Below are 20,864 nucleotides of genomic sequence, written 5' to 3' on the forward strand. Positions count from 1 at the left end.
CTAACGGCTGGGGAGGGGGCGGCGTGCGCGTGCTCGGTGTGGATCCGGGGCTGACCCGGTGTGGGGTGGGCGTGGTCGAGGGTGTGCCCGGCCGACCCTGCACGTTGGTCGCCTACTACGTGGTCTACACCGACCCGGCCGACGACCTGGCGCTGCGCCTGTTGCACCTGGACCGGTCGCTGAACGAGCTGGTGGCCAAGCACGAACCGGAGAGCGTCGCCGTCGAGCGGGTCTTCAGCCAGCACAACGTACGCACGGTGATGGGCACCGCGCAGGCCAGCGGCATCGCCGTGCTGGCCGGGGCGCGGGCCGGGTTGCCGGTGCAGACGTACACCCCGAGCGAGGTGAAGGCGGCCGTGACCGGGTCCGGTCAGGCCGACAAGGCGCAGATGACGGCGATGGTGACCCGGCTGTTGCGGTTGGCCGAGCCACCGAAGCCGGCCGACGCCGCCGACGCGCTGGCCCTGGCCATCTGCCACGTGTGGCGCGGCGGGACCCGCTCGAAGCTGGCCGCCGCAGCCGACCGGGCACGACGAGGAGGAGCGCGATGATCGCCAGCGTGCGCGGCACGGTGACCGCGACGGGCCCGGACCAGGCCGTGATCGAGGTCGGCGGTGTCGGCCTCGCCGTGCACTGCGCACCCGGGACGCTCGCCGAGCTACGGGTCGGCCAGGTCGCCCGGCTCGCCACCAGCCTGATCGTGCGGGAAGACTCGCTGACCCTCTACGGCTTCGCCGACGACGACGCCAAGTCGCTGTTCGAGCTGCTCCAGACCGCCAGTGGGGTCGGCCCACGACTGGCCCAGGCGGTGCTGGCAGTGCACACCCCGGACGCGGTGCGCAAGGCGATCGCCAACGCCGACACGGCCGCTCTGACCCGCGTACCGGGGATCGGTAAGAAGGGTGCGGAACGTCTGGTGCTGGAGCTACGCGACCGGATCGGCCCGGTCCCGATCGGCGCGGACGGCGCGGCCGGGGTGACCCGCGGCAGCTGGCCCGAGCAGGTCCGGCAGGCGCTGGTCGGGCTGGGCTGGACGGCCGGTCAGGCCGATCAGGCGGTGGCCGCGGTGGCGGAGTCGATCGAGGGGGAGACCCCGCCGGTGCCGGTCCTGCTCAAGCAGGCCATCCGCCTGCTGGGCCGCACCCGATGAGCGCGCGGGTGGCCCGATGAGCGAGACCGAGGGGCTCGTGTCGGCGTACGTCAGCGACGCCGACCGGGACGCGGAGGCCACGGTACGGCCGAAGCGGCTGGCCGAGTTCATCGCTCAGGACCGGGTACGCGACCAGCTCGACCTGTTGTTGCAGGGCGCCATGCGGCGGGGGTCGCCACCGGACCACATCCTGCTCTCCGGCCCGCCCGGGTTGGGCAAGACGAGCCTGGCCAACATCGTCGCCGCCGAGTTGGGCGCGGGCATCCGGGTGACCAGCGGCCCGGCGATCGAGCGTTCCGGCGATCTGGCGGCGATCCTGACCAGTCTCGCCGAGGGCGACGTGCTCTTCATCGACGAGATCCATCGGATCGCGCGGCCGGCCGAGGAGCTGCTCTACAGCGCCATGGAGGACTTCCGGGTCGACGTGGTGGTCGGCAAGGGTCCGGGGGCGACGGCGATTCCGCTGGACGTCGAGCCGTTCACCCTGGTCGGCGCGACGACCCGCTCGGGCCTGTTGACCGGGCCGATGCGCGACCGGTTCGGCTTCGTCGCGCACCTCGACTTCTACGCCCCGGCGGATCTGGAGACGCTGCTGCACCGCTCGGCGCGGATCCTGGGGGTGCCGATCACCCCCGACGGCGCTACCGAGATCGCCGGTCGGTCCCGGGGCACGCCGCGGATCGCCAACCGGCTGCTGCGCCGGGTCCGCGACTATGCCGAGGTGCGGGCCGACGGGGTGGTCGATCTCGACACCGCCCGTGCCGCCCTGATCGTGTACGACGTGGACGCGCTCGGCCTGGACCGGCTCGACCGCGCGGTGCTGACCGCGTTGGTCGACTCGTTCCGGGGCGGCCCGGTCGGGTTGTCCACCCTCGCGGTGGCGGTGGGGGAGCAGCCGGACACGGTCGAGGAGGTCTGCGAGCCGTTCCTGGTGCGGGCTGGTCTGTTGGCCCGTACGCCCCGGGGGCGGGTGGCTACCGAGGCCGCCTGGCGGCATCTGGGACGCACCCCGCCGAATGGTACATTTGGCGCGGATAGTCCGCCTGTGCCCGATCTGTTCTCCTTGGATACCGAACTGCCGTGATGTGAACGTGATCTGTGCCGCATTCGGTGTTCTCAGGTGCAGGGTTTAGACTTCGCCGCGGTCTGTACAGGACGTGAGAATCCGCCTCCGCTCCGGCACCCACGGTGCCGGGCAGGTGGCCAATGGGAAGGCAGTAACCGTGCAATACGCAGCAGCGGGCGGCGGGGCCGGCGGTTTCACGCCGATCCTGATGATCGCCCTGCTCTTCGGTGTCATGTACTTCATGATGATCCGGCCCCAGCAGAAGCGCCGCCGTGAGGCGGAGTCGATGCAGTCCAACCTCGGCCCCGGCGACGAGGTCGTGACCATCGGTGGGCTCTACGGCACGGTCACCGGCATCGAGGACGACACTGTCCTGATCGAGGTCGCACCGGGCGTGCAGACCCGCTACGCCCGCCCGGCCATCGCGCGGGTGGTCACCCGCGCGGAGCTGCCGAGCGAGCCGGTCACCGAGGACGCGGACACCGCCAAGGACTGACCCCGTCCCGGGAGCGGTGGGTCCGGCGTACGACCGGTCGACCGGCTTCCGGGTTGCCGCGCCCGACGGGGCAGCGGACGAGACGTGAAAACTGGATAGTTGGGTCGACGCCGGGCGTCGGCACGATTCCGTGGCCGTCGGCGTTCCACGCCGGGGCGCCCGGTCTTCGTGTCGGCATCTCGTCGGCTCAAGGCAGACCCGTCGGGCGGGGCCCCCGGCCCGACACCGCCGCCGCTGCGCACAGCGGCGCGACCGTACAGGGAGACAGGACAGCCGTGGCACCACCACCTCAGGGACAGATGCGCCCCGGGCGGCAGCTCGCCGTGCTCGGGTTCATCTTCGTGGTCCTCTATCTTTTGGTGTTCTTCGCCGGAGCCAACGGCAGCTTGAAGGACCGGCTCGAGCCAAAGCTCGGTCTGGACCTGATCGGCGGCACCCGGATGACGCTGGAGGCGACCAACACCGTCGATGGCAAGCCGCCGACGGCGGAGAACCTCGAGGAGGCCCGGCAGATCATCGAGAACCGGGTCAACGGGCTCGGCGTGGCCGAGGCCGAGGTGGTCACCGAGGGCAACCGGAACATCGTCATCTCCCTGCCCGGTGAGAACCGGAACCTCGACGAGGTGGGCAGCGCGGCCGAGCTGCGCTTCCGCAAGGTGCTCAAAGCCGCCTCCGGCAGCGGCGTGGCCGAGGCACCGCCCGCCGCCACGCCGACCCCGTCCGGCAGCGCCGTCCCGACCCCGTCCGGCAGCGTGCAGCCGACTCCGTCGGGCAGCGCCTCGCCGAAGGTGACCTCGTCGCCCAGCGGCGGTCAGGGTGGGATGGCCCCGGCGTCGCCGAGCGCCACGCCGACCCCCTCCGCGTCCGCCACGGCCTCGCCGAGCGCCGCCGCGCCCAGTGCCAGCTCCGAGCCGGTGCCGGCCAGCATCGAGGAGCAGCGCAAGGCCGTCGAGCAGAAGGTCGGCGCGGCATCCTGGCAGGCCGCCAACGGGCTGCAGGCCCCGGCCGACCTGAGCGCCGACCCGTCGCTCGCCGACAAGCTCAAGCCGTTCGGCACGCTGTCGGCGCAGGAGGTCGCGGTGCTGCCGGCGCAGATGCAGTTCAACGTGCCGACGATCAGCTGCGCGCAGCTCGACAAGCGCCCGCCGGCGTCGATCTCCGACCCGAACCAGCAGGTCGTCGCCTGCGAGGACGGCGCCTCGAAGAACCTGCTCGACAAGGCCAAGGTGCTCGGCACCGACGTGGACGACGCCGACGCGGTGCTCGACCAGACCAACGCCTGGGTGGTCAGCCTCGACTTCACCGGCGACGGCCAGGGCAAGTGGACCAACCTCACCCGTGAGGCGTTCAACAACGAGGGTCAGGCCTGCGACGCGACCGCGCTGGGCCAGGACGGCAAGTGCCGAGTGGCCGTCGTGCTGGACAACGAGATCGTCTCCTCCCCGGAGATCCAGGGCGTGCTGACCGGCAACTCCCAGATCACCGGCAACTTCAACCAGAAGGACGCCAGCGCGCTCGCCGGCCAGCTGCGCTACGGCGCGCTGCCGGTGACCTTCAAGCAGCAGGAGGCGCAGAACGTCACCGCCACCCTGGGCGCCAGCCACCTGCGCGCCGGTCTGCTCGCGGCGGGCATCGGCATGCTGCTGGTCATCATCTACTCGTTCTTCTACTACCGGCTGCTCGGCTCGGTGATCTTCCTGAGCCTCATCCTCTCCGCGCTGCTGGTCTTCGGCGCGCTTGTGGTGCTCGGCCGGCAGATCGGCTTCACGCTCACCCTCGCCGGCATCGCCGGCATGATCGTCTCACTAGGTGTGGCGGCGGACTCGTTCGTCATCTACTTCGAACGATTGAAGGACGAGATCCGGGAGGGGCGTAGCCCGCGTAGCGCGGTGCCCCGCGCCTGGATCCGGGCCCGCCGCACGATCATCTCGGCCAACGCGATCACCCTGCTCTCCGCGGTGGTGCTCTACGTGGTCTCGGTCGGCACGGTCAAGGGCTTCGCGTTCGCCCTCGGTCTGGCCACCGTGCTGGACCTGGTCGTGGTCTTCCTCTTCCGCCACCCGATCATGACGATGTTCGCCCGGACCCGGGCGTTCCTGTCCCCGCGGGTCAGCGGTCTGGGCCGGGCGCTTCCGGCCCGCAACCAGCCGACTCAGCCCCGCAACCCGCGCGCCAAGGAGGCCTGAGATGGCTGAAAACGGTCTGGCGAGCCGCCTCTACAACGGCGAGGCCGGTCTCAACATCGTCGGCCGGCGCAAGCTCTGGTTCGGCGTCGCCGGGATCCTGGTCCTGATCGCGATCCTCAGCTTCTCGCTCCGGGGCTTCAGCCTGGGCATCGAGTTCGCCGGCGGCAACTCGTTCCAGGTGCCGGCCAGCGTCGGCACCCTGAACGACGCCGAGCGCGAGGTCAACGCGGCCCTCACCGCCGAGAACACAGGCGCCCACGTGGCCACCGCGCAGAAGGTCGGCGGCCCCGGCGGTGACTCCTACGAGCTGCGTACCGGGCAGCTCACCGCCGAGCAGGCCAACGCGGTCAAGGCTCAGATCGCCAAGGACTTCGGCATCAACGCCGACCAGATCAGCGGTAACCAGGTCAGCGAGGCGTGGGGTAGCCAGGTGACCTCGCGGGCCATCCTCGGTCTGGTCATCTTCATCGCGCTGGTGATGGTCTACCTGATCCTGCGCTTCGAGTGGCGGATGGCCGTCGCCGCGGTCGCCTCGCTGATCACGAACCTGGTCCTCACCGCCGGCATCTACTCGCTTGTCGGCTTCGAGGTCACCCCGTCGACGATCATCGGCTTCCTCACCATCCTGGGCTTCGCGCTCTACGACGTGGTGGTGGTCTTCGACAAGGTCCAGGAGAACACCCGGGGCATCACCGCCAACAACAACCAGACGTACGGCGAGGCGGCCAACCTGGCCGTCAACCAGAGCCTGATGCGGTCGTTGAACACCTCCGTGGTGGCCCTGCTGCCGGTCGGCGGTCTGCTCTTCATCGGTGCCGGTCTGCTCGGCGCCGGCACGCTGAAGGACCTCGGCCTGGTGCTGTTCGTCGGTATGGCGGTGGCGTTCCTGACCTCCATCCTGGTGGCCACCCCGCTGCTGGCGCTGCTCAAGAACTACGACCCGCGGATCCAGGCGCACAACAAGCGCGTCCTGACCCGCCGGGGCGGCCTCGCCCGCGGCGAGGTCACCGGTAAGGGTGTCGTGAGCCCGGCCTCGGCCGACGCGACCGACGAGCCGCTCGACGCGGACGCCGCCGCGCTGGCTGGTGCCGCCCCCAAGGTGGGCGCTCGGCCGGCGGGCAAGCGGCCGACCGGCGTCCGGGGCGGTCGCCCGGCTGGCGGCGGCAACCGGCCGGGTGGCGCCAAGCGGCGCTGACCCGACAGGAAACACCCGAACGGCGTCCGGCATGCTGTTGCCGGACGCCGTTCGTCGTTGAAGGGGAGCGAGACAGCCGTGACGGAAACCCACAGCACCGCGGCGCACGGGGACAGCGGCCCGGAGGTCGCCCGACTGGTCGCCAGTCGGGTGCTGGACGTGCCCGACTTTCCCAAGCCCGGCATCATGTTCAAGGACCTGATGCCACTCTTCGCCGACGGGAAGGTCTTCCGTGACGTGATCGACGGGATCGTCGCTTACCACGGGCGGGACGCCTTCGACGTGGTGGTCGGCATCGAGGCGCGCGGGTTCGTGGTCGCGGCCGCCGTCGCGTACGCGGCCGGGGTGGGCGTGGTGCCGGTGCGCAAGGCCGGCAAGCTGCCTCGCCCGGCGCACTCGGTCTCCTACGAGCTGGAGTACGGCGAGGCCACCCTCGAAGTGCACGAGGACGCCTTCACCGCCGGGCACCGGGTGCTGGTGGTCGACGACGTGCTGGCCACCGGTGGCACGGCCGAGGCGACGCTGGACCTGGTCGAGCGGGCCGGCGGGACGGTCACCGGCTTCACCGTGCTGCTGGAGCTCGGCTTCCTGGGAGGGCGCGAGAGACTGACGCCGCGTCCCGTCCACGCCCTACTGACCGTTTGATCCCGGACCCGGCGGATGGGCCGGGCGCCGACCGTCTGGCGGAGCGGCAGGGGACCGTCCGTGCGGGTAGCATTGCCCATTGCTGACGCCGGCGGTACACCGTCCGGCGGGCGAGACCAGGCCGGCCGATGTTCGGCTGGCGTGTTTCCGGCGAGCGGTGAGGAGGCCGGTGTCCCACGATGTCGTCCCTCCGGCGGAGGGCACGGTGCACCCGACAGGCGACGCTGACGGCTCGATGACCGACCGGCCGAGCGACGTGCCAGCCCGGGTGACGGGCACCGGCAACGGCTCCGGCAGGGCTTCCAGCGAGAGCGCGGCGCATCCGACCAGTGGCCCGCCGAGCGTCGAGGCGTCCCCGGGCGCCGACGGCGTCGTGGTGCCGTTCCCGACCGACGCCGGCATCGACCCGTCGCCCAGTGGCGGCTTCGGGCTGTCCAACGCGCCCACCGGCCGGCGGGTGCGGGCCCGGCTGGCCCGGTTCAACGCGCCCTGGCAGACCTCTCAGGTCAGCGAGGTGCTGGAGCCGCTCATCGCGAGCCACCGGGACAACCACCCCAAGGCGGACGCCCGCCTGCTCCAGCGCGCCTTCGACACGGCCGCGCGGTGGCACTCCGGGCAGTACCGCAAGTCCGGCGACCCTTACATCACCCACCCGCTCGCGGTGGCGACGATCCTCGGCAACCTGGGGATGGACACCACCACGCTTGTCGCCGCGCTGCTGCACGACACCATCGAGGACACCGAGTACACCCTCGACCAGATGCGTGCCGACTTCGGTGGCGAGGTCGCCCTGCTTGTCGACGGTGTCACGAAGCTCGACAAGGTCAAGCTGGGCGACGCGGCCAAGGCCGAGACGATCCGCAAGATGGTCGTGGCGATGGCCAAGGACCCGCGGGTGCTGGTGATCAAGCTCGCCGACCGGCTGCACAACATGCGTACCCTGACCTTCCTGCCCCGCCCCAAGCAGGAGCAGAAGGCCAAGGAGACGCTGGAGATCCTGGCGCCGCTGGCGCACCGCCTCGGTATGAACACGATCAAGTGGGAGCTGGAGGATCTGTCCTTCGGCACGCTGTTCCCGAAGCGGTACGAGGAGATCAACCGGCTGATCGGGGAGCACCAGCCGCAGCGCGAGTCGCTGTTGCGGCAGGTGACGCAGAAGGTCGGCACGGACCTGAAGGCCGCCAAGATCAAGGCGGAGACCACCGGGCGGCCGAAGCACCTCTACTCGATCTACCAGAAGATGATCGTGCGGGGTCGCGACTTCAACGACATCTACGACCTGGTGGGCGTGCGCATCCTGGTCGACACGGTTCGCGACTGCTACGCGGCGCTGGGTGTGATCCACGCCAACTGGCAGCCGGTGCCGGGCCGGTTCAAGGACTACATCGCGATGCCCAAGTTCAACATGTACCAGTCGTTGCACACGACGGTCATCGGGCCCACCGGCAAGCCGGTGGAGATGCAGATCCGCACGTACGCGATGCACCGCACCGCGGAGTTCGGCATCGCCGCGCACTGGAAGTACAAGGAGCACAAGGGCACTCAGATCGTTGGCCCGCCCGCGCACATCGACGAGATGACCTGGCTGCGGCAGTTGCTCGACTGGCAGCGCGAGGCCGCCGACCCGAGCGAGTTCCTGGACGCGCTGCGCTTCGACCTGTCCAGCCAGGAGGTGTACGTCTTCACCCCGAAGGGTGACGTCATCCCGCTGCCGACCGGGTCGACGCCTGTGGACTTCGCCTACGCGGTGCACACCGAGGTGGGGCACAAGTGCATCGGGGCGCGGGTCAACGGCAAGTTGGTGCCGTTGGAGTCGACGCTGTCCAACGGCGACGTGATCGAGATCTTCACGTCGAAGTCCGAGACGGCCGGCCCGACGCAAGACTGGCTGGGCTTCGTCAAGAGCCCGCGCGCACGCACGAAGATCCGCCAGTACTTCAACAAGGAGCGGCGCGAGGAGGCGATCGAGGCCGGCAAGGACGCGATCGTCAAGGCGATGCGCAAGCAGGGCATGCCGTTGCAGCGGATGCTCACCTCCGACGCGCTCATGTCGATCGCTCGGGACCTGCACCTGGCCGACGTGGCCTCGCTCTACGCGGCGGTCGGCGACAGTCAGGTCTCCGCCCAGTCGGTGGTGCAGAAGCTGATGGCCGCGTACGGCGGCGAGGAGGGCGCGGCGGAGGACATCGCCGAGACCGCCGTCGCCACCCGGCCACCGCGCAGCCGGCAGAGCAGCAGCGACCCGGGCGTGGTGGTCCGGGGCGTCAGCGACGTCTGGATCAAGCTGGCCCGCTGCTGCACCCCGGTCCCACCGGACTCGGTGTTCGGCTTCGTCACCCGCTCCGGCGGGGTGAGCGTGCACCGCGACGACTGCGCCAACGCCGAGGACCTGCGCGCGCAGGCCGAGCGGGTCGTCGAGGTGAGTTGGAAGCTCACCTCCGCCTCGACGTTCCTGGTCGCCATCCAGGTCGAGGCGTTGGACCGGCACAAGCTGCTGGCCGACGTCACCCGGGTGCTCTCCGACGAGCGGGTCAACATCCTCTCCGCCACCGTCACCACCACCCGCGACCGGGTGGCGGTGAGCCGGTTCAGCTTCGAGATGGCCGACCCGAAGCACCTGGGCCACCTGCTGGCCACGGTTCGCAAGGTCGACGGCGTCTTCGACGCCTACCGGGTCACCTCCGGCGCCTGACGCGTACCCCGGACACGACAGCGCCCGCCGGCTCAGCCGGCGGGCGCTTGGTCGTCTGCGCGAGTGTCAGCTCTGCGGCGCGCTCATCGTGAGGTCCTTGATGATGACCTCCTTCTTCGGGTGGCCGCCGCCGGCCTGCTGGGCGAACGCCCCGTCGTCGCCGGCCTTGGCCACGTCCATGACGAGGTCCATGCCGCCGGTGATGGTGCCCAGCACGGTGTACGCCGGGTCCAGCGGAGAGTCGCCGTACACGATGAAGAACTGGCTGCCGGTGCTGCCCGGTTCGCTGGACTTGGCCATCGCGATGACACCCTCCGGGTACGGCGGGCGCTTGTCGGTGGGCAGGTTCTCCTCGGCCATCCGGTAGCTCGGGCCGCCCTGGCCGTCGGTGTCCCGCCAGCCGTTGCCGGTGGCGCTGGGGTCACCGCACTGCAACACCTTGATGCCCTCGGTCACGAGGCGGTGGCACTTGGTGTTGTCGAAGAAGTTCTTCTCCGCGAGGTAGGTGAAGCTGCCCGCCGTGCACGGCACCAGCGACCGGTCGATCTTGGCGGTGATCGGGCCGAGGTTGGTGTCGATCGTCATGGTCTGGATGCCCTTGGCGGACTGCTGGTTGCTCGGCACCCCCACGTCCTTGATCTGCGGGGGCCGCTGCTCCTTGGGCAGTGCGGTGTACGCGCACTCGGAAGCGCCAGCCGCCGGCGCGGCGGTGTCGGTCTTGTCATCGTCGCCGCCGAGGGTCACCGCCAGCCAGACGGTGCCGGCGACCACGAGCACCAGTGCGGCGCCCGCGCTGACGATCGCCGTTGTCTGCCGGCGCTTGCGGGCCTTCGCCGCGCGCTCGGCCATATCCTTCTCGAGCCGGGCGCGTGCCGCCGCGCGCTGCCGCTCTCTGGTGGACGTCACGCCTGGATCCTCCTGGCTGTCTGCTGCTGAGTGCCGCGTTAGATGGGTGGTGGCGCCCGGTCAGCCGGCGCTCGGGCTGCTGGCCGGGGTGCCGGAGGCCGACGGTGCCGCACCGGTGACCGGTTCACCGACCGTGAGGCTCTGGATCGTCACATCGGTGCTGGGCTTGACCTTGGCCCCGGTCCCATTGTCCACGGTCGGGAGGGCGCCGATCTTCTCCACCACGTCCAGCCCGCCGGTCACCCGGCCGATCACCGGGTACTTCGGGTCGGCGGTGGTGAAGTCCTTGAAGAAGATCAGGAACTGGCTGCCGTTGCTGCCCGGCGGGTTGGAGACCATCGCCACCGTGCCCTTCGGGTACGTCGGCGGTTGGCCGGGGGCCGGGCTGGCCGACGGGGACGCCGACGGCACGGTCGGCACCTCCTCGTCGTAGAACGAGTAGGTCGGCCCACCGAGACCGGTGCCGCTCGGGTCGCCGCAGCGCAGCGCGCCCTCGGCGGTGATCTCGTGGCACTTGGTGTTGTCGTAGAACGACCGGCTCGCCAGGTGCGCGACGCTCGCCGCCGCGCACGGGGAGTTGGTCAGGTTCAGCTCGGCGGTGATCGGCGCACCCTGGTTGGTGGTCACCGTCATCGCCCGGGTGCCATTGGTGGGCAGATCCTTGGTCGCCGGCGTGCCGACGTCCTTGAGGTTGGTGTTGGCCGTCGCGTCCTGCGGCGTCCAGAGGCAGGTGTCCTCCGCGGCCGTGTTCTGCTTCGGGTCGGAGTCGAACGCCCCGAGCCCCCAGGCCGAGCCGGCCACGACCAACACGAGGATCAGGGCCGCTCCAACTCCGGCCTGGATCTGCCGACGGCGCCGCGTAGCGGCGGCCCGGCGAACCAACTGCCGGTCGAGCTTGGCCCGCGCCAGTTTGCGCTGCCGGTCCCTGCTGGAAGCCACCGGTGCTCCCCTTTCCTCTGCCTGGTCGTCGCCGGCGGCCGGTCGCCCCGGCCCGTCCGGGCGTCACGTGTGCCGCGCCACACGCCCGCCAGAGTGTACGGCTAGTGACTGGGAATGTGGTGTACGAGGTCCACCCCGTCCCGAGCAGCGCTTATCGGAGGTTGTCACTGTGCCGGATGAGGCGCGAGGGACGGACCCGGCAAACTCGCTCGGCCCGACCGATAGGCTGCTGGGCAGGACGACAGCTGCTCGACGGAAAGGACAGCGCCCGTGCTCGTGGCCGGCTTTCCCGCGGACGCCTTCGGCACCAACTGCTACGTGGTTGCCACCGCGCCGGGGGAGCAGTGCGTGGTGGTCGACCCCGGGATCGGGGTTCTCGACCAGCTCGACGCGCTGCTCGCCGAGCACCGCCTGCATCCGGCCGCCGTGCTGCTCACCCACGGCCACCTCGACCACACCTTCTCGGTCGCGCCGGTCTGCGGTGCGCGCGGCATCACCGCCTACGTGCACCCCGGCGACCGGGAGATGCTGGCCGACCCGTCCAAGGGCCTCTCGACCGACCTGACGTCGCTCTTCGGCGGCCGGCTGAGCTACACCGAGCCGGAGGACGTGGCGGAGCTGACCGACGGCGCCACCCTCACGCTCGCCGGCCTGGAGATCGCCGTCGACCATGCCCCCGGCCATACCGGCGGGTCGGTGCTGTTCCGGCTGCCAGGCGCCGGGTCGAGCTGGGAGGCGGACGAGCTGTGCCTCTCCGGCGACGTCCTCTTCGCCGGGTCGATCGGCCGCACCGACCTGCCGGGCGGGAGCATGCCGGCCATGCTCACCAGCCTGCGCGACAAGATCCTTCCGCTGGCCGACGACACCGTCGTGCTGCCCGGCCACGGACCCAGCACCACCATCGGCCGCGAGCGCGCCAGCAACCCGTACCTCATCGAGGTGGCCGGCACGTCGCCGGCCGCGCCCACCCGGGGCCTCTAGATCTTTCGTCCGCGCCGCGCGCGGACCCACGACACCACCGCGCCGCGGGCGCGGAACCGCAAGGAGTACGCCGATGAGTAAGCCCACGCCCATCTCCGGCTTCCCGGAGTGGACCCCCGGCCAGCGGATGATCGAGCAGTTCGTGCTCGACAAGATCCGGGCCACCTTCGAGCTGTACGGCTTCGCGCCGCTGGAGACCCGCGCCGTAGAGCCGCTGGACCAGCTGCTGCGCAAGGGCGAGACCTCGAAGGAGGTCTACGTGATCCGGCGGCTGCACGCCGACGCCGAGGGTGCCGGCACGGACGACCAGCTCGGCCTGCACTTCGACCTGACCGTGCCGTTCGCCCGGTACGTGCTGGAGAACGCCGGCAAGCTGAACTTCCCGTTCCGCCGCTACCAGATCCAGAAGGTGTGGCGCGGCGAGCGGCCGCAGGAGGGCCGCTACCGGGAGTTCGTCCAGGCCGACATCGACATCGTCGACCGGGACACCCTGGCCCCGCACCACGAGGCGGAGATGCCGTTGGTCATCGGGGACGCGCTGCGCTCGTTGCCGATCCCGCCGGTGACGATCCAGGTCAACAACCGCAAGATCTGTGAGGGTTTCTACCGGGGCATCGGGCTGACCGACCCGGAGGCGGCGCTGCGCGCCGTGGACAAGCTCGACAAGATCGGCCCAGTGAAGGTGGCCGAGCTGCTGGCCCAGACCGCCGGGGCGAGCGAGGCGCAGGCCAAGGCGTGCCTCGCGCTGGCCGAGATCTCCGCCCCGGACGCCTCGTTCGCCGACGCCGTCCGGGCGCTCGGGGTGAGTGACCCGCTGCTCGACGAGGGCATCGAGGAGCTGGTCCGGGTGGTCGAGACCGCCGCCGAGCACTCGCCCGGCCTCTGCGTGGCGGACCTGCGCATCGCCCGTGGCCTGGATTACTACACGGGCACCGTCTACGAGACCCAGCTGCGCGGCTACGAGCGGTTCGGCTCGATCTGCTCCGGCGGCCGGTACGACAACCTGGCCAGCGCCGGCGCGGTCTCGTACCCCGGGGTGGGGATCTCGATCGGGGTGACCCGGCTGCTCGGGCTGCTCTTCGGCGCGGGGGAGCTGACGGTCTCGCGTTCGGTGCCGACCGCCGTGCTCGTCGCGGTGACCAGCGAGGAGCAGCGGACGGCCAGCAACCGGGTCGCCGAGGCGCTGCGGCGGCGCGGGGTGCCGACCGAGGTGTCGCCGAGCGCGGCGAAGTTCGGCAAGCAGATCCGCTACGCCGAGCGGCGCGGCATCCCGTACGTCTGGTTCCCGGGTGTCGACGCAGCGCCGGACGAGGTGAAGGACATCCGCTCCGGTGCGCAGGTCACGGCCGGTGCGGGGGAGTGGATGCCACCCCTGGAAGACCTCAAGCCGACGGTCGGTTGAGTGTGCCCACTGGCGCTAACGGCCGCGGGGACCTACGGTAGCGTAAGTTACGCCACCGTAGGGAGTTTCTCGTGACCGTCAGCACCACCATGAGTCAGACCGCGCTGCTCGTCGAATTGGAGCCGGTGGTCGCGCGCAACCTCGACCGCCACCTCTCGCTCGCCAAGGAGTGGTTCCCGCACGAGTACGTGCCGTGGAGCGAGGGGCGTACCTTCGACGGGCCGCTCGGCGGCGAGGCGTGGTCGCCGACCGACTCCACCATCCCGGACGTGGCCCGCACCGCGCTCATCGTGAACCTGCTGACCGAGGACAACCTGCCCTCGTACCACCACGAGATCGCCACCCTGTTCGGCCGCGACGGCGCGTGGGGCACCTGGGTGCACCGGTGGACCGCCGAGGAGGGTCGGCACGGCGTGGCGATCCGCGACTACCTGACCGTCAGCCGGGCCGTCGACCCGGTGGCGCTGGAGCGGGCCCGGATGACGCACATGTCGGAGGGCTACACCAACGCCCACGGCGACGAGGTGCTGCACTCACTGGCGTACGTCTCGTTCCAGGAGCTGGCCACCCGGATCTCGCACCGCAACACCGGCAAGGCCACCGGCGACCCCGCCTGCGAGGCGCTGCTGGCCCGGGTCGCCGCCGATGAGAACCTGCACATGGTCTTCTACCGCAACCTGCTCGCGGCCTCGTTCGAGCTGGCCCCGAGCCAGGCCATGCGGGCCGTCGCCGACGTGGTGGCCGACTTCCAGATGCCGGGTAGCGGCATCGAGGGCTTCGCCCGCAAGTCGGTGGCGATCGCGCTGGCCGGCATCTACGACCTGCGTCAGCACCGCGACGAGGTGTTGCAGCCGGTCCTGCGCCAGTGGGACGTCTTCAACGTGACCGGCCTCAACGCCGACGGCGAAGCCGCCCGCGAGCAGCTCGCCGCCCAGCTGGAGGACCTGGACCGCGCCGCGAGCCGCTTCGAAGAAAAGCGCGACGCCCGAGCCGCCCGCCTAGCCCTCCGCTAACCCCCCACCCCCCTGCCTCCTCCCTGCCCCTCCCACCTCCCGCGTCCGGCCCGCCCTCCCCGCTGATCTTGAAGTTATTCCCACTCGCACCGGCGTGTCGGGGCAATAACTTCATGATCAACGCATGGGCAGGGGCAGGGGTTGGGGTGGTTAGGGGAGGAGGAGGCAGGTGCTTGTGGCGTGGGCTATTAGGCGGGCGGTGGCGTCGGTGATGCGGGCCTCGGCCAGGGCCGTGCGGCGGCCGCGTTGCAGCACCGTGCCCTCGCAGCGCAGGGTGCCGCTGTCGACGGTCACCGGGCGGAGGAACTTCACGTTGAGGTCCAGCGAGGTGTAGCCGACCCCGGCGGGCAGTGTGGTGTGCACGGCGCACGCCGCAGCGGTGTCCAGCAGTGTCGAGAGCACGCCACCGTGGACGCTGCCGAGTGGGTTGTAGTGGAACTCCTGCGGGGTCAGCTCGACGACGACCCGACCCTCTTCGGCCTCCATCCGGGTCATGTCGAGCAGATGCATCACCGGCGGCGCGGCCAGTTCGCCGGCGATCATCGCCTGGATCATGTCGAGGCCGCTGCGTTGACCGACCTGAGCGGCGTTGACGGTCGGGTCAGCCCAGGTGAAGGTGCGGCTGCGCGCCGGTTCCTGCGTCTGCGTCATGGACGCAGCCTGGCAGCAGGTTGCTGAGTCTGTCAACGAGATCTAGCCTGGTCGGATGCGACCCGCGGCTCTGGACTGGTCAGTGGAGAACTGCACCATCGCCCGCGCGATGGAGGTCCTCGGTGAGCGGTGGACGCTTGTGGTCCTTCGCGAGGTGTTCACCGGCGTACGCCGCTTCGACGACATGCGAGTACGCACCGGCATCCCACGCCAGGTGCTGACCAACCGGCTCGCCGGCCTGGTGGAGCAGGGCGTGCTGAGCCGCGAGCCGTACCGGGAGCCTGGCAGTCGACTGCGCCACGAGTACCGACTGACGGAGAAGGGCCTGGACCTGTGGCCGGTGCTGGTCGCGGTGCTCGGTTGGGGCGACCGGTACCTCGCCGATGCGGCGGGCTCGCCGCTCAGCGTGACGCACCGTGACTGTGGTGCCGAGGTGCGCGCCGAACTGCGCTGCGCCGACGGGCACGACGTGAGTCGGTCACGCGACGTGATGCCCAGCCCGGGCCCGGGCGCCCGTCGCCGCACCCCCTGACGTACGACCTCCGTCGCCGCAGCGGCCCGATGGCATTAATGGGTGTGCGCGCCAAGAGTGGGTTGGGTGTGACGGTGGCTGTTCGCCAACGTGTCGACGGTGTTGCGGCTGCGCGGCCCGCCAAGATCGGCAAATCCGGGCGAATCCAAGCCTTGTCAATGATCTTAAGTATGTGAATACTTCAGTCTCAGCCGGCCGGTTTCCCCAGATCGGCCGGGTTGCCCTCGGGTCAGCCGCCCCGGCGAGACCCGCTCCCCCGCCCAGGAGGTTTGTTACATGCGACCCACGAGGTCCTCACTCCGTGTTGCGGCCACAGTCGCCGTCTCCGGAACCCTGGTCGTCGGCTCGCTCATCGGCGCGCCCGCTCAGGCCGCTCCCGCCGCGTCGCCCGATGCCGCCGCCGCGCTCTCCGCGGAACTCGGCGACCGCTCCGCCGGCTCGTACATCGACGCCAGCGGCAAGTCCGTCGTCACGGTGACCGACGCGGCCGCCGCCAGCAAGGCGAGCAAGGCCGGCGCCGTCGTCCGCTACGTCACCCGCGGTGCTGCCGAGCTCAACCGGGCCACCGCCGAGCTGGAGCGCTCCGCCAAGATCCCGGGTACCGCCTGGTGGAGCGACCCGGTCACCAACCAGGTCGTCGTCTCCGTCGACAGCACCGTCACCGGCGCCAAGCTGGAGCGGGTCAAGGCCGCCGCCGCGCGGGCCAACGGCGCGGTCCGGGTCGAGGCCGAGGCCGGCGTGCTGAGCACCCGGATCTCCGGTGGTCAGGCCATCTACGCCGGCGGGGGCGGGCGCTGCTCGCTCGGCTTCAACGTGCGCAGCGGCAGCACCTACTACTTCGTGACGGCCGGGCACTGCACCAACATCTCGTCGAGCTGGTACTCGAACTCGGGTCAGACCTCGCTGCTCGGCACCCGTGCCGGCACCAGCTTCCCGGGCAACGACTACGGCATCGTGCGGCACAGCAACTCGGCCAACGCCGCCGGCAACGTCTACCTCTACAACGGCAGCTACCGGGACATCACCGGCGCCGGCAACGCCTCGGTCGGCCAGTCGGTGCAGCGCTCCGGCAGCACCACCGGCCTGCGCAGCGGCACGGTGAACGCGACCAACGCCACGGTGAACTACGCCGAGGGTTCGGTCTCCGGCCTGATCCGCACCAACGTCTGCGCCGAGCCGGGCGACAGCGGTGGCTCGCTGTTCAGCGGCAGCACCGCCCTGGGCATGACCTCCGGTGGTAGCGGCAACTGCCGCACCGGCGGCACGACGTTCTTCCAGCCGGTCACCGAGGCGCTGAACGTCTACGGCGTCAGCGTCTTCTGATCCACGCACCGCTCGCGGGCCGCCGGAACACTCCGGCGGCCCGCGTCGCGTTGGTGGCTCGCCTCACGGCAACTGGTCGGGTCGCCCGGGGGTGGGCCGGCGCGGCCCTCCGAGCGGATCCGTGGGTACCACGCCGATGGTTGGCAGGTTCGGGCCGACGCGTACGGTGCCGCCGGCCGACCAGGCGAGGTGCGCCCGCCGGGCGGAGAGGATCGCCAGCAGGGGCCAGAGGGAGACCGCCACCGCCGTCACCCGCTCGGCCAGCCCGGTGCGGGACCCACTTGTCACCTCGAACGCACACCAGCCGAAGAGGGCGAGCAGCACCGCCGTGGCACTCAGCCCCACCGCTCGGCGGAACGCCCAGGGCGGCTCCGGTCGGGTGGGATGCTCGGTGTCGCGACCGCGCGGCAGCCACAGCGCCGAGCCGGCCGGCCAGAGCACCAGGGCGAGGACGGCCACCGTCGCCGCGATGCCGTGGCTGAGCGAGCCGCCCACCGGAGGCCGGGGAAAGGCGACAAGCGCGATGGTGGCCACCCCACCAACGGCGAGCAGGAATCGGCTGGGCAGACCGGCCGCGTGCAGGACGGCGGCGACCGAGAGGTAACAGCAGCCGAGCAGCACCAGGGCCACGACCATGATCCAGGCGTCGGTGGCGTCCTGCCCCGCCAGCTCGCTGATGGTGTCCCGAATCGGGTCGTACCCGACGGGCTGTCGGGCCTGCGCCACCGTCCAACCGGCCACCAGCAACAAGGGCGCGGCTGCCGCCGTGGCGACGGCCCAGTTCGGTACGGCGCGCATTTCGCCACGTTAACCGGCGCGGCCGCCGGGGGAGTCGGGTTCGCCGGTCCACCCCACCAGCGAATCGTGCCGGCCTGCCGGGTGCCCGGAGGCGGGGCGGCCACCCCTGACAGAATGCTGGTGAGGACTGTTCCACGATGAGGAGTTGCCAGCCGTGATCCGTACCCACAATGCCGGAAGCCTGCGCGCCGCGGACGCCGGCTCGACGGTGACGCTCGCCGGCTGGGTGGCCCGCCGCCGCGACCACGGCGGGGTCATCTTCGTCGACCTGCGCGATGGTTCCGGTGTTGTCCAGGTGGTCTTCCGCGAAGAGGACGCGCACGCGCTGCGCAACGAGTTCTGCGTGAAGGTCGTCGGCGAGGTGACACGCCGCCCGGCCGGCAACGAGAACCCGGAGCTGCCCACCGGCGAGGTCGAGGTGACCGTCGTCGAGCTGGAGGTGCTCTCCGAGGCCGCGCCGCTGCCCCTGCCGGTGGACGACCAGATCGAGGCCGGCGACGACATCCGGCTCCGGTACCGCTACCTGGACCTGCGCCGCAGCGGCCCGGCGAACGCGCTGCGGTTGCGTTCGCGCGCCAGCCACCTTGCCCGGGGCGTGCTGCACGAGCGGGACTTCCTGGAGATCGAGACGCCGACGCTTACCCGCTCGACGCCAGAGGGGGCCCGCGACTTCCTGGTGCCGGTGCGCCTGCAGCCCGGCAGCTGGTACGCGCTGCCGCAGTCGCCGCAGCTGTTCAAGCAGCTGCTGATGGTCGGCGGCATGGAGCGGTACTACCAGATCGCCCGCTGCTACCGCGACGAGGACTTCCGCGCCGACCGGCAGCCGGAGTTCACCCAGCTCGACATCGAGATGTCGTTCGTCACCGAGGACGACGTGATCGACCTCGGTGAGGCGATCGTCTCGACGCTCTGGAAGAACCTGGCCGGGCACGAGATCTCCGGGCCGATCCCACGGATCACCTGGCACGACGCGATGGCCCGGTACGGCTCCGACAAGCCGGACCTGCGCTACGGGGTCGAGCTGACCGAGCTGACCGACTACCTGCGCGGCACCGAGTTCCGGGTCTTCGCCGGGGCGATCGACGCGGGCGGCTACGTCGGCGCGGTGGTCATGCCGGGCGGCGCGGCGCAGAGCCGCAAGGAGCTGGACGGCTGGCAGGACTGGGCCAAGGCGCGCGGCGCGCGCGGCCTGGCGTACGTGGTGCTGGACGCCGAGACCGGTGAGGCGCGCGGCCCGGTGGCCAAGAACCTCTCCGCCGAGCACCTGGGCGGGCTCGCCGACGCGGTCGGCGCCAAGCCGGGCGACGCGGTCTTCTTCGCCGCGAGCGCCACCACCCGGGAGGCGCAGGAGCTGCTCGGTGCGGCTCGCGTCGAGATCGCCAAGCGGTCCGGCCTGATCGACGAGAGCGCCTGGGCGTTCTGCTGGGTGGTCGACGCGCCGATGTTCGAGCGCACGGACGAGGGCGGTTGGACGGCCGTGCACCACCCGTTCACCTCGCCGAACTCGGAGTGGGTCGACCGGTTCGAGGAGGCTCCGGACCGGGCCCTGGCGTACGCGTACGACATCGTCTGCAACGGCAACGAGATCGGCGGCGGGTCGATCCGTATCCACCGGGGTGACGTGCAGGCGCGGGTCTTCGACCTGCTCGGCATCACCCCCGAGGAGGCGCAGGACAAGTTCGGCTTCCTGCTGGAGGCGTTCAAGTACGGCGCCCCGCCGCACGGCGGCATCGCCTTCGGCTGGGACCGGGTCTGCATGCTGCTCGCCGGCGCTGACTCCATCCGTGAGGTCATCGCCTTCCCGAAGACCCGGGGTGGCTTCGACCCGCTGACCAGTGCCCCGACGCCGATCACCGCCCAGCAGCGCACCGAGGCCGGCATCGACGCCAAGCCCAAGCCCACCGCCACCACCCACATCGGAACGGCCGGCCCCGCAGCCCCGGTAGCCGACCCGGTCTGACCCACCCCACGCCCGGCCCTTGCTTGGTTGATCAAGAGGTTTGCGTCATCATCGCCCCGCGAGATGACGCAAACCTCTTGATCGTTGGCGGGGGAGTGGGCTGGGATGCGGGTGCTTGTCGTTGGGGGTAGTGGGCTGCTCGGGCTCGCGGTTTGTCGGCGCGGGGTTCGCCGCGGTTTGTCGGTGGTGGGGACCTTCCACTCCGGTGAGATCGCGGTGCCGGGTGTCGACGCGCGACGGTTGGACGTGACCGACCGGGCCGCGGTGCGCGCGCTGGTCGCCCACGTACGGCCGGACGCCGTGGTCGGGACCCCCTATCGGTACGACGACTGGGCGGTCACCGCCGACGGGGCCGCGCACGTGGCGGTCGCCGCCGCCGAGGTGGGTGCCCGGCTGGTGCACGTGTCCAGTGACGCGCTGCACGCTGGCCGCCCGCTGCCCTACGCCGATGACGAAGCGCCCACGCCGGTGCACGCGTACGGAGCGGCGAAGGCCGCAGCCGAGACGGCCGTGCGGGCGGTCGACCCCGGCGCGGCGCTGGTGCGTACCTCGCTGATCGTGGGGGAGGGCAGCAAGCAGATCCAGCTCTGCCGGGACGCGCTCGCTGGCCGGGCCACCCTGTTCAGCGATGAGCTGCGCTGCCCGATCGACGTCACCGACCTGGCCGACGCCGTGCTGGAGCTGGTCGCCTCCCCGTACGCCGGTCTGCTCAACGTGGCCGGCCCCGACGCGGTGAGCCGGGTGGAGCTGGGCCTGCTGGTCGCCGAGCGGTACGGCCTGGACCCGGCGGGGTTGAAGACCACCACCAGCGCGGCAGCCGGCCTGGTCCGCCCACTGGACGTACGCCTGGACTCCACCCGCGCTGCCGGCCTGCTGCGCACCCGGCTGCGCGGAGTACGCGAACTCCTCGCCCGCTGAGCACGACCTCT

19 protein-coding genes are annotated in these 20,864 nt (G+C 71.0%); 15 read left to right on the forward strand and 4 right to left on the reverse strand.

Features of this window, described 5'->3' with window-relative positions:
• Positions 1-23 precede the first annotated feature (23 nt).
• The 8 genes from ruvC (at position 24) to IF46_RS0111810 (ending at position 9,430) form a co-directional block, all read left to right on the forward strand.
• Positions 24-551 (forward strand): crossover junction endodeoxyribonuclease RuvC, encoded by a 528-nt coding sequence (ruvC, locus tag IF46_RS0111775; RefSeq protein WP_030488351.1) that lies wholly within the window; start codon positions 24-26, stop codon positions 549-551.
• Positions 548-1,150 (forward strand): Holliday junction branch migration protein RuvA, encoded by a 603-nt coding sequence (gene ruvA, locus IF46_RS0111780; RefSeq protein ID WP_030488352.1) that lies wholly within the window; start codon positions 548-550, stop codon positions 1,148-1,150. Before ruvC ends, ruvA begins: the two co-directional genes overlap by 4 nt.
• A 16-nt stretch (positions 1,151-1,166) precedes the next feature.
• Positions 1,167-2,234: a Holliday junction branch migration DNA helicase RuvB gene (gene ruvB, locus IF46_RS0111785; protein ID WP_030488353.1), complete on the forward strand. Its 1,068-nt coding sequence runs from the start codon at positions 1,167-1,169 to the stop codon at positions 2,232-2,234.
• Between the two features lie 139 nt (positions 2,235-2,373).
• Positions 2,374-2,712, forward strand: coding sequence for a preprotein translocase subunit YajC (gene yajC / locus IF46_RS0111790; RefSeq protein ID WP_030488354.1), 339 nt, complete (start codon positions 2,374-2,376; stop codon positions 2,710-2,712).
• Between the two features lie 299 nt (positions 2,713-3,011).
• Positions 3,012-4,898: a protein translocase subunit SecD gene (gene secD / locus IF46_RS0111795; protein WP_030488355.1), complete on the forward strand. Its 1,887-nt coding sequence runs from the start codon at positions 3,012-3,014 to the stop codon at positions 4,896-4,898.
• Position 4,899: 1 nt separating this feature from the next.
• Positions 4,900-6,093, forward strand: coding sequence for a protein translocase subunit SecF (gene secF / locus IF46_RS0111800; RefSeq protein WP_030488356.1), 1,194 nt, complete (start codon positions 4,900-4,902; stop codon positions 6,091-6,093).
• Positions 6,094-6,171: 78 nt separating this feature from the next.
• Positions 6,172-6,738 (forward strand): adenine phosphoribosyltransferase, encoded by a 567-nt coding sequence (locus tag IF46_RS0111805; RefSeq protein WP_030488357.1) that lies wholly within the window; start codon positions 6,172-6,174, stop codon positions 6,736-6,738.
• A gap of 169 nt (positions 6,739-6,907) precedes the next feature.
• Positions 6,908-9,430, forward strand: coding sequence for a RelA/SpoT family protein (locus IF46_RS0111810; RefSeq protein WP_030488358.1), 2,523 nt, complete (start codon positions 6,908-6,910; stop codon positions 9,428-9,430).
• A gap of 66 nt (positions 9,431-9,496) precedes the next feature.
• Here the strand turns inward: IF46_RS0111810 and IF46_RS0111815 are convergent, their stop codons facing one another.
• On the reverse strand, positions 9,497-10,336 hold the full coding sequence (locus IF46_RS0111815) for a peptidylprolyl isomerase (RefSeq protein WP_030488359.1): 840 nt from the start codon (positions 10,334-10,336) through the stop codon (positions 9,497-9,499).
• A 60-nt stretch (positions 10,337-10,396) separates the two neighbouring features.
• On the reverse strand, positions 10,397-11,275 hold the full coding sequence (locus IF46_RS0111820; protein WP_030488360.1) for a peptidylprolyl isomerase: 879 nt from the start codon (positions 11,273-11,275) through the stop codon (positions 10,397-10,399).
• 270 nt (positions 11,276-11,545) lie between these two features.
• Here IF46_RS0111820 and IF46_RS0111825 point away from each other — a divergent pair, with 270 nt between their 5' ends.
• The 3 genes from IF46_RS0111825 to IF46_RS0111835 all read left to right on the forward strand — a co-directional run bounded on the left by IF46_RS0111825 (position 11,546) and on the right by IF46_RS0111835 (position 14,671).
• Positions 11,546-12,256: an MBL fold metallo-hydrolase gene (locus IF46_RS0111825; protein ID WP_030488361.1), complete on the forward strand. Its 711-nt coding sequence runs from the start codon at positions 11,546-11,548 to the stop codon at positions 12,254-12,256.
• Positions 12,257-12,329: 73 nt separating this feature from the next.
• Positions 12,330-13,658: a histidine--tRNA ligase gene (hisS, locus tag IF46_RS0111830; protein WP_030488362.1), complete on the forward strand. Its 1,329-nt coding sequence runs from the start codon at positions 12,330-12,332 to the stop codon at positions 13,656-13,658.
• An 89-nt stretch (positions 13,659-13,747) separates the two neighbouring features.
• On the forward strand, positions 13,748-14,671 hold the full coding sequence (locus IF46_RS0111835; RefSeq protein ID WP_030488363.1) for an acyl-ACP desaturase: 924 nt from the start codon (positions 13,748-13,750) through the stop codon (positions 14,669-14,671).
• Positions 14,672-14,821: 150 nt separating this feature from the next.
• Here the strand turns inward: IF46_RS0111835 and IF46_RS0111840 are convergent, their stop codons facing one another.
• Positions 14,822-15,322: a PaaI family thioesterase gene (locus IF46_RS0111840; protein WP_030488364.1), complete on the reverse strand. Its 501-nt coding sequence runs from the start codon at positions 15,320-15,322 to the stop codon at positions 14,822-14,824.
• 55 nt (positions 15,323-15,377) lie between these two features.
• Between IF46_RS0111840 and IF46_RS0111845 the strand changes: the two genes are divergently transcribed.
• Both IF46_RS0111845 and IF46_RS0111850 read left to right on the forward strand, forming a co-directional pair.
• Positions 15,378-15,854, forward strand: coding sequence for a winged helix-turn-helix transcriptional regulator (locus tag IF46_RS0111845; RefSeq protein ID WP_030488365.1), 477 nt, complete (start codon positions 15,378-15,380; stop codon positions 15,852-15,854).
• A gap of 276 nt (positions 15,855-16,130) precedes the next feature.
• On the forward strand, positions 16,131-17,177 hold the full coding sequence (locus IF46_RS0111850; RefSeq protein WP_030488366.1) for a S1 family peptidase: 1,047 nt from the start codon (positions 16,131-16,133) through the stop codon (positions 17,175-17,177).
• A gap of 63 nt (positions 17,178-17,240) precedes the next feature.
• Here IF46_RS0111850 and IF46_RS0111855 read toward each other — a convergent pair whose 3' ends face one another.
• The gene (locus IF46_RS0111855; protein ID WP_030488367.1) at positions 17,241-17,975 is read right to left on the reverse strand and encodes a DUF998 domain-containing protein; all 735 of its coding nucleotides are present in this window, start codon (positions 17,973-17,975) and stop codon (positions 17,241-17,243) included.
• A gap of 154 nt (positions 17,976-18,129) precedes the next feature.
• On the opposite strand from IF46_RS0111855, the gene aspS reads away from it, so the two are divergent.
• Both aspS and IF46_RS0111865 read left to right on the forward strand, forming a co-directional pair.
• On the forward strand, positions 18,130-19,935 hold the full coding sequence (gene aspS, locus IF46_RS0111860; protein ID WP_030488368.1) for an aspartate--tRNA ligase: 1,806 nt from the start codon (positions 18,130-18,132) through the stop codon (positions 19,933-19,935).
• 105 nt (positions 19,936-20,040) lie between these two features.
• Positions 20,041-20,853: a sugar nucleotide-binding protein gene (locus tag IF46_RS0111865; RefSeq protein WP_030488369.1), complete on the forward strand. Its 813-nt coding sequence runs from the start codon at positions 20,041-20,043 to the stop codon at positions 20,851-20,853.
• The last annotated feature ends 11 nt before the right edge of the window (positions 20,854-20,864 follow it).

Source organism: Micromonospora chokoriensis, from assembly GCF_000718555.1.
Lineage (GTDB): Bacteria > Actinomycetota > Actinomycetes > Mycobacteriales > Micromonosporaceae > Micromonospora > Micromonospora chokoriensis_B.

Excerpts from the sequence above, each read along its gene's own strand:
- secF (WP_030488356.1), top strand. The coding sequence starts at position 4,900 with ATGGCTGAAAACGGTCTGGCGAGCCGCCTCTACAACGGCGAGGCCGGT.
- secD (WP_030488355.1), top strand. The coding sequence starts at position 3,012 with ATGCGCCCCGGGCGGCAGCTCGCCGTGCTCGGGTTCATCTTCGTGGTC.
- hisS (WP_030488362.1), top strand. The coding sequence starts at position 12,330 with ATGAGTAAGCCCACGCCCATCTCCGGCTTCCCGGAGTGGACCCCCGGC.
- IF46_RS0111855 (WP_030488367.1), bottom strand. The coding sequence starts at position 17,975 with ATGCGCGCCGTACCGAACTGGGCCGTCGCCACGGCGGCAGCCGCGCCC.
- IF46_RS0111845 (WP_030488365.1), top strand. The coding sequence starts at position 15,378 with ATGCGACCCGCGGCTCTGGACTGGTCAGTGGAGAACTGCACCATCGCC.
- ruvB (WP_030488353.1), top strand. The coding sequence starts at position 1,167 with ATGAGCGAGACCGAGGGGCTCGTGTCGGCGTACGTCAGCGACGCCGAC.
- IF46_RS0111865 (WP_030488369.1), top strand. The coding sequence starts at position 20,041 with ATGCGGGTGCTTGTCGTTGGGGGTAGTGGGCTGCTCGGGCTCGCGGTT.
- IF46_RS0111840 (WP_030488364.1), bottom strand. The coding sequence starts at position 15,322 with ATGACGCAGACGCAGGAACCGGCGCGCAGCCGCACCTTCACCTGGGCT.
- IF46_RS0111850 (WP_030488366.1), top strand. The coding sequence starts at position 16,131 with ATGCGACCCACGAGGTCCTCACTCCGTGTTGCGGCCACAGTCGCCGTC.
- ruvA (WP_030488352.1), top strand. The coding sequence starts at position 548 with ATGATCGCCAGCGTGCGCGGCACGGTGACCGCGACGGGCCCGGACCAG.
- IF46_RS0111835 (WP_030488363.1), top strand. The coding sequence starts at position 13,748 with ATGAGTCAGACCGCGCTGCTCGTCGAATTGGAGCCGGTGGTCGCGCGC.